Consider the following 13,482-nt stretch of genomic DNA (forward strand, 5'->3'; position numbering starts at 1 on the left):
GCGTTGGGCTGCGCAGCGGCCCCAGTAAAGGCACTGAGGTTTCGCCTGAAAGAACGCGGGGCCTGGTTTTGGGGCTGCTTCGCAGCCCAACGCGGGGCAAGCCCGCTCGCCACAGAATAGGTGGCCACCGTCAATAATTGTCTAGATACCTACAGCTGATGTGCCAAAGCCCGACCTTGAGTCGGGCTTTTTCTTACAAATAAATCCGAAACGTCTTTAGCCGCTCTAGTCGGGCTATGTCGGCATACGTTGAAACATGTGCTTAAACATCGCCCATCTCCTACGTCTGTAGGGGCAATTGCCGAATACAGTGCACATCCGTACACTGCGCCACCTTTTGTCCCGATGGGCTGTGTCGATGCTTTTTCTGTTACGTATGTTGTTGATGGGCCTGCACTTTATGGTCGCCGGGGTATTGGGCGTGCTGTTGGGTGTGTGCCGGCCGTTCAACCCGGACAACAGCCGCCTGTGTGCTCGTCTCTATGCGTTGCCTGCCATGCGTATCCTGGGCTTGCGCCTTAAGGCCGATGTCGACTCGTTGCGTAACAAGCCCGGCACCTGTGTGGTCATCGCCAACCATCAGTCCAACTATGACCTGTTTATATTCGGCAATGTGGTGCCCCATCGCACGGTGTGTATCGCTAAAAAGAGTCTGAAGTGGGTGCCGTTGTTCGGCCAGTTGTTCTGGCTGGCGGGCAATGTGTTGATTGACCGCGGCAATGCGCACAAGGCGCGCCGGGCGATGCTTACGACCACACAGACCTTGCAGCATGAGGACACCTCGATTTGGGTGTTCGCCGAAGGCACACGCAACCTGGGCAAAGGTTTGCTGCCGTTCAAGAAGGGCGCGTTCCATATGGCGATTGCGGCTGGCGTACCGATTGTGCAGGTGTGCGCCAGCACTTACGTCAAGCATATGCAGCTCAATCGCTGGAACAGCGGTGAGGTGCTCATACGCTCGTTGCCGCCGATTCCTACCGTCGGGCTGACTTCGGATGACATCCCGGCGTTGATGCAGACGTGTCAGGCGCAGATGGAGGCATGCATTGCCGAGATGGACCATGAGCTGCAAACCGCTTGGGCACCTGCGCCTTTGTGATTGATGGGGGGCTTCGCCCCCAGCGCAAGCAAGCTTGCTCGCCACAAAAAGCTGACCTCTGCACCGCAACAAGGGAACGCCATTCAGGCTAAGCTGCCCAACACCTGTCCTCCTAATAAGAAGCGATCTGCACCATGGGTAGAGTTGTTGCGGCAGCCGTTTACAGCGCCGGTAAGAAAGTCACGGATATCACCCTCGACGAAGGCGCCGCCTGGGCCGCCAAACCCGACCATTTTGTGTGGATCGGCCTGGAAGAACCCAGCGCCCAGGAGCTGGCCAACCTGCAACGCCAGTTCAACCTGCATGAGCTGGCCATCGAAGACGCCCTGGAAAAACACAGCCGCCCCAAGCTTGAAACCTTCGGCGATGCGCTGTTTATCGTCACCTACTCACCGGTGCGCGAAAACGGCAAGCTGGAGTTTATCGAGACCCATATCTTCGCCGGCAACGGCTACATCATCACCGCCCGCAACGGCCACTCGGCGTCCTACGGTTTTGTGCGCCAGCGCTGTGAGGCGCGGCCGTTGTTGCTGGAGCATGGGGAAGATTTCGTACTCTATGCGCTGCTGGATTTCGTCACCGAAAACTACCAGCCGGTGAGCGAAGCGATCCACGCCGAGATTGATGAGTTGGAGCGGAACGTGCTGTGCAGTTCCCTGAGCGAGCACGATATCCAAAACCTGCACGGCCTGCGCCGCGATGTGCTGCGGCTCAAACGGTATGTGGCGCCGATGGTGGAGATCAGCCAGGAGCTGCAGAAGCTCAGCTTCCCATTTATCGACAAGAATATGCGCCCGTATTTTCGCGATGTGCAGATCCACGTGACGCGGCAGATGGAGGACCTCACTACCCTGCGCGATATCGCCAGCCAGACCATCGAAATCGGTGTGTTACTGGAGGCTTCGCGGCAAAGCGTGGTGCAGCGCAAGTTCGCCGCCTGGGCGGCGATTCTGGCATTCCCCACGGCGGTGGCGGGGATTTATGGGATGAACTTCCAGAACATGCCCGAGCTGCAATGGCACTACGGCTATTTTGCGGTGCTCGGGTTTATTGCGGTGGGCTGCACCAGTTTGTGGGCCAGCTTTAAACGGTCGGGCTGGCTTTAAGCCGCAGCCTCTGGCTTGTGGGCGACAAAGCGCATCATCCATTCCGCCACGGTGGCACCGTGGTGGTCACGCGCAAGGCTGGCTACGCCGTGGGTGTAGACCTTTTCGCCCAGGGTTGTCTGAAGAATCTCCAGTAACTCGCGGGAATAGTCGTGGATAAACTCCGGGTGGCCCTGGAAGCACAGCACCTGGTCTTCGATGTGGTACGCGGCATACGGGCAAAAATCGCTGGAGGCGATCACCGTGGCGTTGTTCGGCAGCGCGGTGACCTGGTCCTGGTGGCTGATCAGCAAGGTCAATTCTTCCACCACCGGGCTCATCCACGGCGCTTTGGCGTTGAGCTTGTAGTCGTGGATGCCCATGCCCCAGCCTTGGCTGGCGCGTTCGGTCTTGCCACCCAGCAGCAACGCGAGTAGCTGGTGACCGAAACACACGCCCAGCAGCTTGTCGCCACGCTCGTAGCGCTCAAGCACGTAGGTTTTGAGGGTCTGGATCCACGGGTCGGTGCCGAAGGAATCGGCCTTGCTGCCGGTGATCAGGTAGGCATCAAATACCTCGTCAGCTGGCGGGTATTCGCCCTGCACCACGTTGTAGATGACGAATTCGGCGGCAATCGGTTGCTTGGAGAACAGGCGCTTGAACATCTGCCCGTACCCTTGGTATTGATCGATCAAGCCTGGACGCAGGATATCGGTTTCCAGGATACAGACGCGTAGCGACATAAAAAATACCTGACACAGTGATGGGAATAATGCACAGCCCAGAGCCTGCCTTGAAACACCCCAGCAAAGCAAGTCCCGCCAAGTGACTACCTGTGGGAGCGGGCTTGCCCGCGATAGTGGTGTGTCAGCCACTGCAAATATCGGCTGATATGACGCTATCGCGGGCAAGCCCGCTCCCACAGGGGTTCTCCATCATTCAAAACAGGGCGGTTTGATCAGGCAAATAGTTCACCCCGTGCAGCCTTCTCAAGCAACAACGCTGGCGGTGAGAACCGCTCGCCATATTGCTCGGCCAGGTAACGCGCCCGGGCAATGAAGTCGTTCAGGCCATACTGGTTGATAAACTGCAGCGCACCGCCACTCCACGCGGCAAAGCCAATGCCGAAGATAGAGCCCACATTGGCATCCGCCGTGGACATCAACACGCCCTCCTCCACGCACCGCACGGTTTCAATCGCCTGAATAAACAGTAAACGGTCGCGCACATCCTGCGCTGAGATCTGTTTGCCGGGTTGTTCAAAGCGGGTTTTCAGCTCGGGCCACAGATGCTTGTGCCCGCCTGCGGGGTAGTCGTAAAAACCGCCGCCTGCCGCCTTGCCCGTGCGTTTGTATTCATTCACCAACAGATCGATCACAGCCGTCGCCGGGTGAGCCGGCACTTGCTTGCCTTCGGCTTGCAGATCCTTCGCCGTCTGCTGTCGGATATGGCTCATCAAGCTGAGGGACACTTCATCCGACACCGCCAACGGCCCCACCGGCATACCGGCCTTACGCGCTTCGGTTTCGATCATTGGCGCCGCCACGCCTTCGCCGAGCATGGCGATGCCTTCGTTGGTGAAGGTGCCGAACACCCGCGAGGTGAAGAAGCCGCGGCTGTCGTTGACCACGATCGGGGTTTTCTTGATTTGCAGTACGAAATCAAAACCTCGGGCCAGGGTTTCGTCGCGGGTGTGAGCGCCCTTGATGATTTCTACCAGCGGCATCTTGTCGACGGGGCTGAAGAAATGCAGGCCAATGAATTGGCCTTGATCGGGCACCGCTGTTGCCAGGCCAGTGATGGGCAAGGTGGAGGTGTTGGAAGCGATCACGGCATCGCTGCCGACCACGCTTTGCGCCGCCGCCGTGACTTTGGCTTTGAGTTCACGGTCCTCATACACCGCTTCGATGATCAGGTCGCAGCCGGCCAGGTCGGCATCGGAGGCCGTAGGATGAATCCGCGCCAAGGTGCTTTCCCGCTGTTCGGCGGTCGATTGCCCACGACTGACTTTCTTGTCCAGCAGCGCGGCAGAATGCGCCTTGCCCTTCTCGGCCGCCGCCAGGTTGATGTCCTTGAGCACCACCTCAACGCCCGCACAGGCACTCACATACGCAATGCCCGCGCCCATCATCCCGGCGCCCAGCACGCCCACCTTACGCGTGACATAAGGGGCAAAACCTTTCGGCCGTGAGCTGCCGGCGTTGATCTCATTGAGCTGAAACCAGAAGGTGCCAATCATGTTTTTCGCCACTTGCCCGGTGACCAACTCGGTGAAGTAGCGGGTTTCGATCAGGTGCGCAGTGTCGAAATCCACTTGGGCGCCTTCTACAGCCGCACAGAGAATTTTCTCCGGCGCGGGGAAGCAGCCATTGGTTTTACTGCGCAAAATCGACGGCGCGATGGCCAGCATCTGCGCAACTTTTGGATTTGACGGCGTGCCGCCGGGGATCTGGTAGCCCTTGGTGTCCCACGGTTGTTTGGCCTCGGGATTGGCCAAAATCCAGGCGCGGGACTTGGCCAGCAGCTCATCGCGATCCGCCGCCAGCTCATTGATCAAACCCGCCTGCAACGCCTGCTGCGGCCGCACTTTTTTACCTTCCAGCAAATACGGCAAAGCCTTCTCCAGCCCCAGCATGCGCACCATGCGCACTACCCCGCCACCGCCCGGCAACAGGCCCAGGGTGACTTCCGGCAGGCCAAGCTGGGTAGATTTGTCATCCAGCGCAACGCGGTAATGACACGCCAGGCAAATCTCCCAACCGCCGCCCAGCGCTGCGCCATTGATCGCGGCCACCACCGGTTTACCGAGAGTTTCCAGGCGCCGCAGTTGCGCCTTCAACACCAGCACGCTGTCGTAGAAAGCCTTGGCGTGGGCTTTGTCGACTTTGATCAGTTCATTGAGGTCGCCACCGGCGAAAAAAGTCTTCTTCGCCGAGGTGATAACCACGCCGGCGATGTTGGCCTTTTCCGCCTCAAGGCGTGTGACGATGGCCGCCATGGCCTCCCGGTACACGCCGTTCATGGTGTTGGCGCTCTGGCCGGGCATGTCGAGGGTCAGCACCACAATCTGGTCCTGGCCTTTTTCGTAACGAATGGCTTCGGTCATGACAAATTCCTTGGGCTCAGAGGCGTTCGATGATGGTGGCGATGCCCATGCCACCGCCGACACACAGGGTGGCCAGGCCGTAGCGCTGCTGACGCGCCTCCAGCTCGTCGAGCAAGGTGCCGAGGATCGCGCAGCCGGTGGCGCCCAGCGGGTGGCCCATGGCAATGGAGCCGCCGTTGACGTTGACTCGAGCGGCGTCTATGCCCATGTCTTTGATGAACTTGAGGACCACGGAAGCAAACGCTTCGTTGACCTCGAACAGGTCGATGTCTTCTACGCGCAGACCGGCTTTGGCCAAGGCCTTGCGCGTCGCCGGTGCGGGACCGGTGAGCATGATGGTCGGGTCGGTGCTGGTCACCGCCGTAGCGACGATGCGCGCCCGTGGTTGCAGGCCCAGTTCACGGCCCTTGGCCTCGGAGCCGATCAGCATCAACGCAGCGCCGTCGACAATGCCGGAGCTGTTGCCGGGCGTGTGTACATGGTGGATACGCTCCACATGGCTGTAGACCCGCAGCGCGGTGGCGTCGAACCCCATCTGCCCCATCATTTCGAAGCTTGGCTTGAGCTTGCCGAGGCCTTCGAGGGTGGAGTCACTGCGGATAAATTCATCATGGTCCAACAGCACGATGCCGTTCTGATCCTGCACCGCAATCAGCGACTTGTTGAAGGAACCGTCTGCACGCGCCCTGGCCGCTTTCTGCTGGGACTGTAGGGCGAAGGTGTCGACGTCCTGGCGGGTGAAGCCTTCGAGTGTAGCGATCAGGTCCGCACCAATGCCCTGTGGCGTGAAGTGGCTGTGCAGATTGGTCTGCGGGTCGAGCACCCAGGCGCCGCCGTCGCTGCCCATAGGCACGCGGGACATGGACTCGACACCGCCGACCACCACCAGGTCTTCGAAGCCCGAGCGCACTTTCATTGCGCCAAGGTTCACCGCTTCGAGGCCCGAGGCGCAGAAGCGATTGATCTGCACGCCAGCAACGCTGACATCCCAGTCGGCCACCAGTGCAGCGGTCTTGGCAATGTCGGCGCCCTGGTCACCCACCGGGGTGACGCAGCCAAGGACGATGTCATCCACCTGGCGCGTGTCGAGGTCGCTGCGTTGCGCCAGCGCCGTCAGCAGGCCCGCCACCAGGTTGACCGGTTTGACGCTGTGCAGGGCACCATCGGCCTTGCCTTTGCCACGGGGCGTACGTATCGCATCAAAGATCAAAGCTTGGGTCATGACATCCTCGAGCAGCCAGTGCGTGTGTGCCTACCTTCAGGCCCGATTGACACGGTTTCAATGACCGATGCGCTCATTGCTTTTGACCCCCTCGCTCGGACGAACGGTAGGCAGCTATGGGAAACCGCTGATTAATCGTTTTAGCTGTCTAGCCCTAGGGCTGGCGCCAAGATGGCACTAAGCCTCATGCCGTTTTTAGCGCTAATACTGATTAGCTGATATGAAATGGATCTAAGCCGCGAAGAACGAGGGCTCTAAGGTTGAATCAGTAGGAAGCTGCTGCCGGGTTTTGCTGGGGCAGTTGTAAGAAAAGTGCAACGTCACATCGCGATACTGAAATTTATCGGCACGCATTTGACGCTCAGGAATAACAACAAAAGGCAGTCAGCCATGTTTAAACATTCGAAAGTACGTCAGGCGGGACTTATTCTGTTCGCCACCACACTGATTCTGATCCTGCCCAATTTAACCAAGGTTATCGGGTGACGATTCAGCCTCCAGATTCCGTGCACACACAGCACCAGGACTGCAGCTTTTGGCAGCACCTGCCAGGACATTGCGCATAGCGGTCCTGTTGCAGGGGCTGTCTTTTTGCGCGCAGCTTTCCGGTATTGTGGGCGCCACCGCTACCTTGAACCGGGCTCTCCCTTGAAACCGATCCTTGCCTTCCTCGCTTTGCTGTTGGCCCTGCCGGCAACGGCCGCGCAATTGACTATCGAACTCGACCACACCCGCAAGACCTGGCAGACCGCTGAGCTGCTCAAGCACCCGGATGCGCAGACGGTGCAGATCGTCGATGACGTTTCCTACAAGCGCACTATGACCTATCGCGCCGTGCCGCTGGCCTCTCTGCTACCGGGTCTCACGCCTGCGAACCATCTGCAAGCCGTGGCCCTGGATGGGTTCGCCGCAGAACTGACAGCCGCGCCGCTTCTGGAGAAACACGGTGCCCGCGCCTGGCTGGCAGTGGAAGACCCGGCCCAGCCGTGGCCTGCACTGGCAGACGGTAAACCGAGTGCCGGGCCGTTTTATCTGGTATGGACCGACCCGCAAGCCGGGCATATCAGCCCTGAACAGTGGCCGTTCCAAGTGTCCGCGATCAAGCAATTGAAGACGGTGGCTGAACGTTTTCCGGCCTTGTTGCCTGACCCGAAGTTGGCGGCGAATGACCCGGTCAACCAGGGCTTTGCGCTGTTTCAGAAGAATTGCCTGGCGTGTCATCGGCTCAATGGCGCCGGCGATGCGCAGGTGGGGCCGGACTTGAATATTCCCTACAACCCCACCGAGTATTTCAGCGAGGACTTCCTCAAGCGTTACATCCGCGACCCGCAGAGCTTGCGGCATTGGCCACAGGCGAAGATGCCGGCGTTTAACGCCAGTGTGCTGCCCGATGGCGAGTTGGATTTATTGGTGGGGTACTTGAGGCATATGGCGGGGCGTAAGCAACAACCCTAAGCCCATCACAAATCCAATGTGGGAGCTGGCTTGCCTGCGATAGCGGCCTGCCAGCCCGCACAGGTGTAGCTGACCCACTGCTATCGCAGGCAAGCCAGCTCCCACACTTAAAGTGCTGTGCCTATTGCTGCTGCACCGAAATCACCGGCGTCGGCGCCACGAACACCTTGGCATGCATTTGCTCATGCCCACCGCCTCTGCGCATACCGCGCACCGGGCAGGCGTCGAGGTAATCCAAACCTACGGCCAGCTTCAAATGCCGCTCCGGTCGGGCCAGTTGGTTGGTCACATCAAAGCTGTACCAGGCGTCATCCAGCCAGGCTTCGGCCCAGGCGTGGCTCGCCAGGTGCGTGCTGTCTTCGGTGTACAAATACCCCGACACATACCGCGCAGGTATCCCCAGGCTGCGCGCGCAGGCCAGGAACGCGTGGGTGTGGTCCTGACACACGCCTGCACGCCCGGCAAAGGCCTGGGCAGCGCAGGTGTCGACTTCGGTGGCGCCAGGCGTGTAGACCATTGATTGGTTGAGCGCGTGCATCAGGTCGATCAACGCGTTGCGATCGCGACGTTGCTGGCAGTGCTGTTGCGCAAAACCCAGCAATGCTTCATCGGGTTCTGTCAGGCGCGTGCTGCGCAGGAACGGAAACGCTGACTGGTTCTCGTGTTCCGCCTCGCGCAACTCGTCGATATCCACCTGGCCTCGGGCGCCAATAATGATCGCATCGTGGGGCTCATCCAGGGTCAACACGTGCAGGATATTGCCGAACGGGTCGACTTGCGCGCGCACCGGGCGCGGCAAATCCAGCTGCCAGCTGATCACATGCTGGCGCTCGCTGTCGTGGGGCGTAAGGCGCAGGTACTGAATGCTGGCGCGCACCTGGTCTTCGTAGTGGTAGGTGGTTTCGTGGCTGATGGAGAGTCTCATGCGGCCTCCAGGTAGGAACTGTAAATGGCGTCGCCCAACTGGCGCACCAAGGGGATAAAGTCGGTCAGCCAGGCGTGCAGGCCTTCCTCGATGATTTCGTCAATGGCGGTAAAGCGCAGGCGCGCGTCCATCTCGGCGGCCAGGCGCTGGGCCGGACGGCCGTTGATGCCGGGCAGGCTGGCGAGGATCTGGTCGATCTCTTCGCTGCACGCCCTTAATGAGCGCGGGACGTCGGCGCGTAGCAACAGTAATTCAGCCACTTGCCGGGCGCCGGGCGCGTCGCGGTAGATCTCGGTGTAGGCCTCGAACGACGACAAGGCGCGCAGCAAGGCGCTCCACTGATAGTAGGCGTGGGCCGTGCCGTCGGTGACGACGGCTGCTTGGTCACCGGCCATTTCGTAGCGAGCGTCAAGCAGCCGCAGGGTGTTGTCGGCGCGTTCGATAAAGGTGCCCAGGCGAATAAAGCGAAACGCATCGTTACGCATGATGGTGCCGTAGGTGGCGCCCCGGAACAGGTGCGAGCGCTCCTTGACCCATTCACAAAAACGGCTCATGCCATAACGGCTAAGCCCTTGCCGGGCGATATCGCGAATATCCAGCCAGGTGGTGTTGATGTTTTCCCACATGTCAGCGGTAATTCGCCCGCGCACCGCATGGGCGCTGGCCCGCGCGGCGCCGAGGCAGCTGTAGATGCTCGCCGGGTTGGCCGCGTCCAGTGCGAAAAAGTGCAGCAGGCGCTCGGCATGCAACTCGCCGTGACGCGCGTGGTAATCATCGAGGGTGCCGGTGATCAGCAGCGGCATGGCCAGTTCGTGCAGGCCATCGCCGCGTCCATCCTGGGGCATCAGCGACAGCGAATAGCTGACATCAAGCATGCGCGCGAGGTTTTCCGCGCGCTCCAGGTAGCGAGACATCCAGTACAAATCCGAGGCAGTTCTACTCAACATGGTTCAATCCTCGACCACCCAGGTGTCTTTGGTGCCGCCGCCCTGGGACGAGTTGACCACCAGCGAACCTTCACGCAGCGCTACGCGGGTCAGGCCGCCGGGGACCACGCGGGTTTCCTTGCCGGACAAGACGAACGGGCGCAGGTCGATATGCCGTGGCGCGATGCCGTTTTCAACAAAGGTCGGGCAGGTGGATAAACACAGGGTCGGCTGGGCGATATAGGCGTGGGGTTTGGCCTTGATACGGGCGCGGAAGGCTTCGATTTCCGCCGCAGTGGAGGCTGGGCCGACCAGCATGCCGTAGCCGCCGGAGCCTTGGGTTTCCTTGACCACCAGATCCGGCAGGTTGGCCAGCACGTGGAACAATTCATCAGGCTTGCGGCATTGAAAGGTCGGCACGTTCTGCAGGATCGGTTCTTCATCCAGGTAAAACCGGATCATCTCGGTGACAAACGGGTACACCGATTTGTCATCCGCCACCCCGGTGCCGATCGCATTGGCCAGCACCACATTGCCCGAGCGGTATGCGGCCAGCAGGCCGGGCACGCCGAGCATCGAGTCGGGGTTGAAGGCCAGCGGGTCGAGGAAAGCATCGTCGAGGCGACGGTAGATCACGTCCACCGCCTTGGGACCGTCGGTGGTGCGCATGAACACACGGTCATCACGCACGAACAGGTCGGCGCCCTCCACCAGTTCCACGCCCATCTCACGAGCCAAAAAGGCATGCTCGAAAAACGCACTGTTGAAACGCCCCGGTGTCAGCACCACCACGCTTGGGTTATCCAGTGGGCTTGAGCTTTTCAGGGTGTCGAGCAGCAGGTTGGGATAGTGGTCGATGGGCGCAATGCGCTGGGCCGCAAATAGTTCCGGGAACAGGCGCATCATCATCTTGCGGTCTTCGAGCATGTAGCTCACACCGCTTGGCGTGCGCAAATTGTCTTCCAGCACGTAGTACGTGCCGTCACCGTCGCGCACGAGGTCGACGCCGGAGATGTGGGAATACAGATCACGGTGCAGGTTCAAGCCCTGCATGGCCAGTTGGTATTGGTCATTGGCCAGCACTTGTTCGGCGGGGATGATGCCGGCCTTGATGATGCGTTGCCCGTGGTACAGGTCGGCCAGGAACAGGTTCAGCGCCTTGACCCGTTGAATGCAGCCACGCTCGACCATCCGCCATTCACTGGCGGGAATGCTGCGTGGGATGGTGTCAAACGGGATCAGGCGCTCGGTGCCCTGCTCGTCCCCGTAAAGGGTGAAGGTGATGCCGGCACGGTGGAACAGCAAATCGGCTTCACGCCGACGTTGCGCGAGCAGTTCGGCGGGCGTATCAGCCAACCAGCGGGCGAACTCGCGGTAATGGGGCCGGACCTGCCCTGCCCCGTCGTACATTTCATCGTAATAAGTGCGGGTCATGCCGTACTCCTTGTCACTCGGACGCAAGCCGTGTTGCAAGGCCCGCGCCATCGGCATAAACACTTAAAAATCAGTGAGTTGAATAAATAACGGAATCCACTCGCACCTTCCTGGTGCGTAGAATGCCCGCCGTCACGCCCCGCGCTTCATCGTAATGCGGGTTTTGACTATCAACAGCATAGCCAGAGTTGATTTCACTGCCCGCCCACGCTTGCGGATAATCACCCCCATCGGCTGAACAGGACACGTCCTACAGTTTCAGCGAACCGCTCTTCCCTTTGGGCCACCCTGTTTGGGTGGCTTTTTTTTGGTGCAAGAAAAGTGAGGTGGCGGTTAGGAGATTTCATACAGCACACACAAAAACGGCCGACCCTAAGGTCAGCCGATACGCTGCTTTACTCATACAAATCGCACTACATGGGTAACCCACGCACCTCCTGCTTGACGCCCCATCCCTCGATGATGCCGCCCAGCGGTTCCACCACCGCCTCAAAGTCTTGCTCGAAGTCTCCTATGCCGTCGTAGGTTGCGAACATGATTTTGCTCAATTCCAGGTACCAGGCGCCATCGTCGCGCGCGCTGACCTGGGCATTCAGGGATTCCCCGCGAAAGCGACCCGCAGCCCTGCGCGCACGTTCCTCATCCGGGAAAATGGCGTAGAACTCGATGGGGTGAAAACGCGAGAAGTCGAACCCGCCTTCTTTCATCCGGCGCAGTACGTTGGTGCTGATGTCTTCTTGATAGGCTGTGCTCATGAAACGTCCTCCTCAAACCGATGGATAGACTTTCCGTGCTTCCCGAAGCCCGCGCCCTACTGGCGCGGGAGCTACGACAAATACAACACCGTTGGAAAACAAGCCTGTAGCTGACAAGACCAGACCTTAGCGATTCATTCGCTGATCTCAATTGCAGAGTAGCGCGAAGCTATCACCTCCACCAGAGGGGTTTCGTGGTCCTACAGGAAATGTTCAGGCGGCGGGTGAGATGTCGAGGATTTGAATGCTGTTCTGATCTTTGAGGATCTTGACCGTCGGCTCGGGCTTGCGGCCCTCCAGGTCATTGAGATCAAGTTCGGCGGCCACGGGCACGAGCTTGTTGCGGATCATGTGCGCCGCGTCTTCGAGGCTGGGCTTTTGCGCGCAGGCGAACTGCTCCACGGTCTGTACACCGTGATCATCTACGAAGGTAATCTGCCACGTTTGCATCGGTGCCTCCTCGATAAAGCCCATGTGTGGGCTCACATCTATCTGGACCTTGAGCGGTCGGCAAACGTTCCACTCAAGGCCTGAGGCACCGGATCAACTGCGCTTATTTTTCAGCGTGTTCTTTCAAGGCTTTCAAGGTGTTAAACGGTGCGTCGACCACGAACTTGTTGGCCAGCCACGAGGGCACGCTGCCGCCTGGCTCGGTGTGCACCTGGTAAGTGACTTCGGTCTGGTTATCGCCCTTTGGCACCAGTTTCCAGTAACCGTCCACTTGGGCTACGCGCACGTAACCTTTGACTTCGGGCTGATAAGTCGGCACTTCCAGCAGTTTGCGGGTCACGGTGCCGTCGGCGGCCTTGGAGGTGGTGATCTCCAGGATCGAGTCGCGGTCGGTCACCGGAAACGGCGCCTTGAACTGAGTGTAGGTCCAGCTCTTGTCACCTTCGGTCTTGAGCAGTTTTTGCGATTTGCATTCGTGGATCCAGGCGCAGGCACCGGCCACGTCTTCCTGCAGGGCCTGGATCTTGGCGACGGGGGCTTTGATCAGGGTGACACCGCGATAAGCCTTGTACTTGGAGCCGGCAATTTCGCTCAAGGACACTTTGATACCGTCTTCGTCCTTGGCGACTTGCCAATCTTCAGCCTGGGCAGTGGCAGCAAACAACACCGTAAAACCGCACAACACAGCCAATCGTTTCAGCGAACCCATTGTTGTATTCCTTATTTTTGAAGTTCCGATAGTAAAGCCCATCAAGCCGCCGTCATCTGCTCCCACCAGCCGATCAAACGGATCGCATCGGCCTGATCATTGCCGCACACCTCAAGGTCTGCCTTGAAATCACTGCACACCGCCGGCCGCTCCGGTTGCCCGAACAGCTGGCATAGCTGTTCGACCGACAGGTGCAGGCAACGTTCTCCCGCAGGTTTGCCATTGGGCATTCCCGGTAACGGTGAACTGATGGAGGGGGCAATGCAGCATGCGCCACAGCCTTCACGGCACTTCATGACCAGCAGGTCCTCGACGA

Annotated in this window: 13 protein-coding genes; 3 read left to right on the top strand and 10 right to left on the bottom strand. The window is 59.6% G+C overall.

Going from position 1 to position 13,482, the window contains the following annotated elements; translation table 11 throughout:
- Positions 1-358: 358 nt before the first annotated feature.
- Both GIW28_RS16590 and GIW28_RS16595 read left to right on the top strand, forming a co-directional pair.
- Positions 359-1,099 carry a lysophospholipid acyltransferase family protein gene (locus GIW28_RS16590; protein WP_017138322.1) on the top strand — a complete coding sequence of 247 codons (741 nt, stop codon included), beginning with the start codon at positions 359-361 and terminating at the stop codon, positions 1,097-1,099.
- A 134-nt stretch (positions 1,100-1,233) separates the two neighbouring features.
- Positions 1,234-2,205, top strand: a complete 972-nt coding sequence (locus tag GIW28_RS16595) for a magnesium and cobalt transport protein CorA (RefSeq protein ID WP_099548771.1) — start codon at positions 1,234-1,236, stop codon at positions 2,203-2,205.
- Here the strand turns inward: GIW28_RS16595 and GIW28_RS16600 are convergent.
- The 3 genes from GIW28_RS16600 to GIW28_RS16610 all read right to left on the bottom strand — a co-directional run bounded on the left by GIW28_RS16600 (position 2,202) and on the right by GIW28_RS16610 (position 6,512).
- Positions 2,202-2,927 (bottom strand): amidotransferase, encoded by a 726-nt coding sequence (locus GIW28_RS16600; protein WP_138450543.1) that lies wholly within the window; start codon positions 2,925-2,927, stop codon positions 2,202-2,204. The genes GIW28_RS16595 and GIW28_RS16600 overlap by 4 nt on opposite strands.
- A 215-nt stretch (positions 2,928-3,142) precedes the next feature.
- The gene (locus GIW28_RS16605; RefSeq protein ID WP_236459012.1) at positions 3,143-5,290 is read right to left on the bottom strand and encodes a 3-hydroxyacyl-CoA dehydrogenase NAD-binding domain-containing protein; all 2,148 of its coding nucleotides are present in this window, start codon (positions 5,288-5,290) and stop codon (positions 3,143-3,145) included.
- 16 nt (positions 5,291-5,306) lie between these two features.
- Positions 5,307-6,512, bottom strand: a complete 1,206-nt coding sequence (locus GIW28_RS16610; RefSeq protein WP_176991436.1) for an acetyl-CoA C-acetyltransferase — start codon at positions 6,510-6,512, stop codon at positions 5,307-5,309.
- Positions 6,513-7,160: 648 nt separating this feature from the next.
- On the opposite strand from GIW28_RS16610, the gene GIW28_RS16615 reads away from it, so the two are divergent.
- Positions 7,161-7,967, top strand: coding sequence for a c-type cytochrome (locus GIW28_RS16615; protein ID WP_236446987.1), 807 nt, complete (start codon positions 7,161-7,163; stop codon positions 7,965-7,967).
- A gap of 121 nt (positions 7,968-8,088) precedes the next feature.
- Here GIW28_RS16615 and GIW28_RS16620 read toward each other — a convergent pair whose 3' ends face one another.
- The 7 genes from GIW28_RS16620 to GIW28_RS16650 all read right to left on the bottom strand — a co-directional run bounded on the left by GIW28_RS16620 (position 8,089) and on the right by GIW28_RS16650 (position 13,462).
- Positions 8,089-8,892, bottom strand: coding sequence for a transglutaminase family protein (locus GIW28_RS16620; protein WP_170040894.1), 804 nt, complete (start codon positions 8,890-8,892; stop codon positions 8,089-8,091).
- Positions 8,889-9,839, bottom strand: a complete 951-nt coding sequence (locus GIW28_RS16625; protein ID WP_017138328.1) for an alpha-E domain-containing protein — start codon at positions 9,837-9,839, stop codon at positions 8,889-8,891. Before GIW28_RS16625 ends, GIW28_RS16620 begins: the two co-directional genes overlap by 4 nt.
- A gap of 3 nt (positions 9,840-9,842) precedes the next feature.
- Positions 9,843-11,252 (bottom strand): circularly permuted type 2 ATP-grasp protein, encoded by a 1,410-nt coding sequence (locus GIW28_RS16630; RefSeq protein WP_236446989.1) that lies wholly within the window; start codon positions 11,250-11,252, stop codon positions 9,843-9,845.
- A 413-nt stretch (positions 11,253-11,665) separates the two neighbouring features.
- Entirely contained in the window at positions 11,666-12,007 is a 342-nt protein-coding gene (locus GIW28_RS16635; RefSeq protein ID WP_003193463.1) for a ribonuclease E inhibitor RraB, read from the bottom strand.
- Between the two features lie 213 nt (positions 12,008-12,220).
- Positions 12,221-12,457 (bottom strand): hypothetical protein, encoded by a 237-nt coding sequence (locus GIW28_RS16640; RefSeq protein ID WP_056861689.1) that lies wholly within the window; start codon positions 12,455-12,457, stop codon positions 12,221-12,223.
- 103 nt (positions 12,458-12,560) lie between these two features.
- Complete coding sequence (locus tag GIW28_RS16645) at positions 12,561-13,166, bottom strand: START domain-containing protein (RefSeq protein ID WP_017138332.1); 606 nt, start codon at positions 13,164-13,166, stop codon at positions 12,561-12,563.
- 41 nt (positions 13,167-13,207) lie between these two features.
- On the bottom strand, positions 13,208-13,462 hold the full coding sequence (locus GIW28_RS16650; RefSeq protein ID WP_017138333.1) for a YkgJ family cysteine cluster protein: 255 nt from the start codon (positions 13,460-13,462) through the stop codon (positions 13,208-13,210).
- Positions 13,463-13,482 lie beyond the last annotated feature (20 nt).

Origin of the sequence: Pseudomonas sp. PA-5-4B (assembly GCF_021606215.1) — a bacterium.
In the GTDB taxonomy this organism is placed as follows: Bacteria; Pseudomonadota; Gammaproteobacteria; order Pseudomonadales; family Pseudomonadaceae; genus Aquipseudomonas; species Aquipseudomonas edaphica.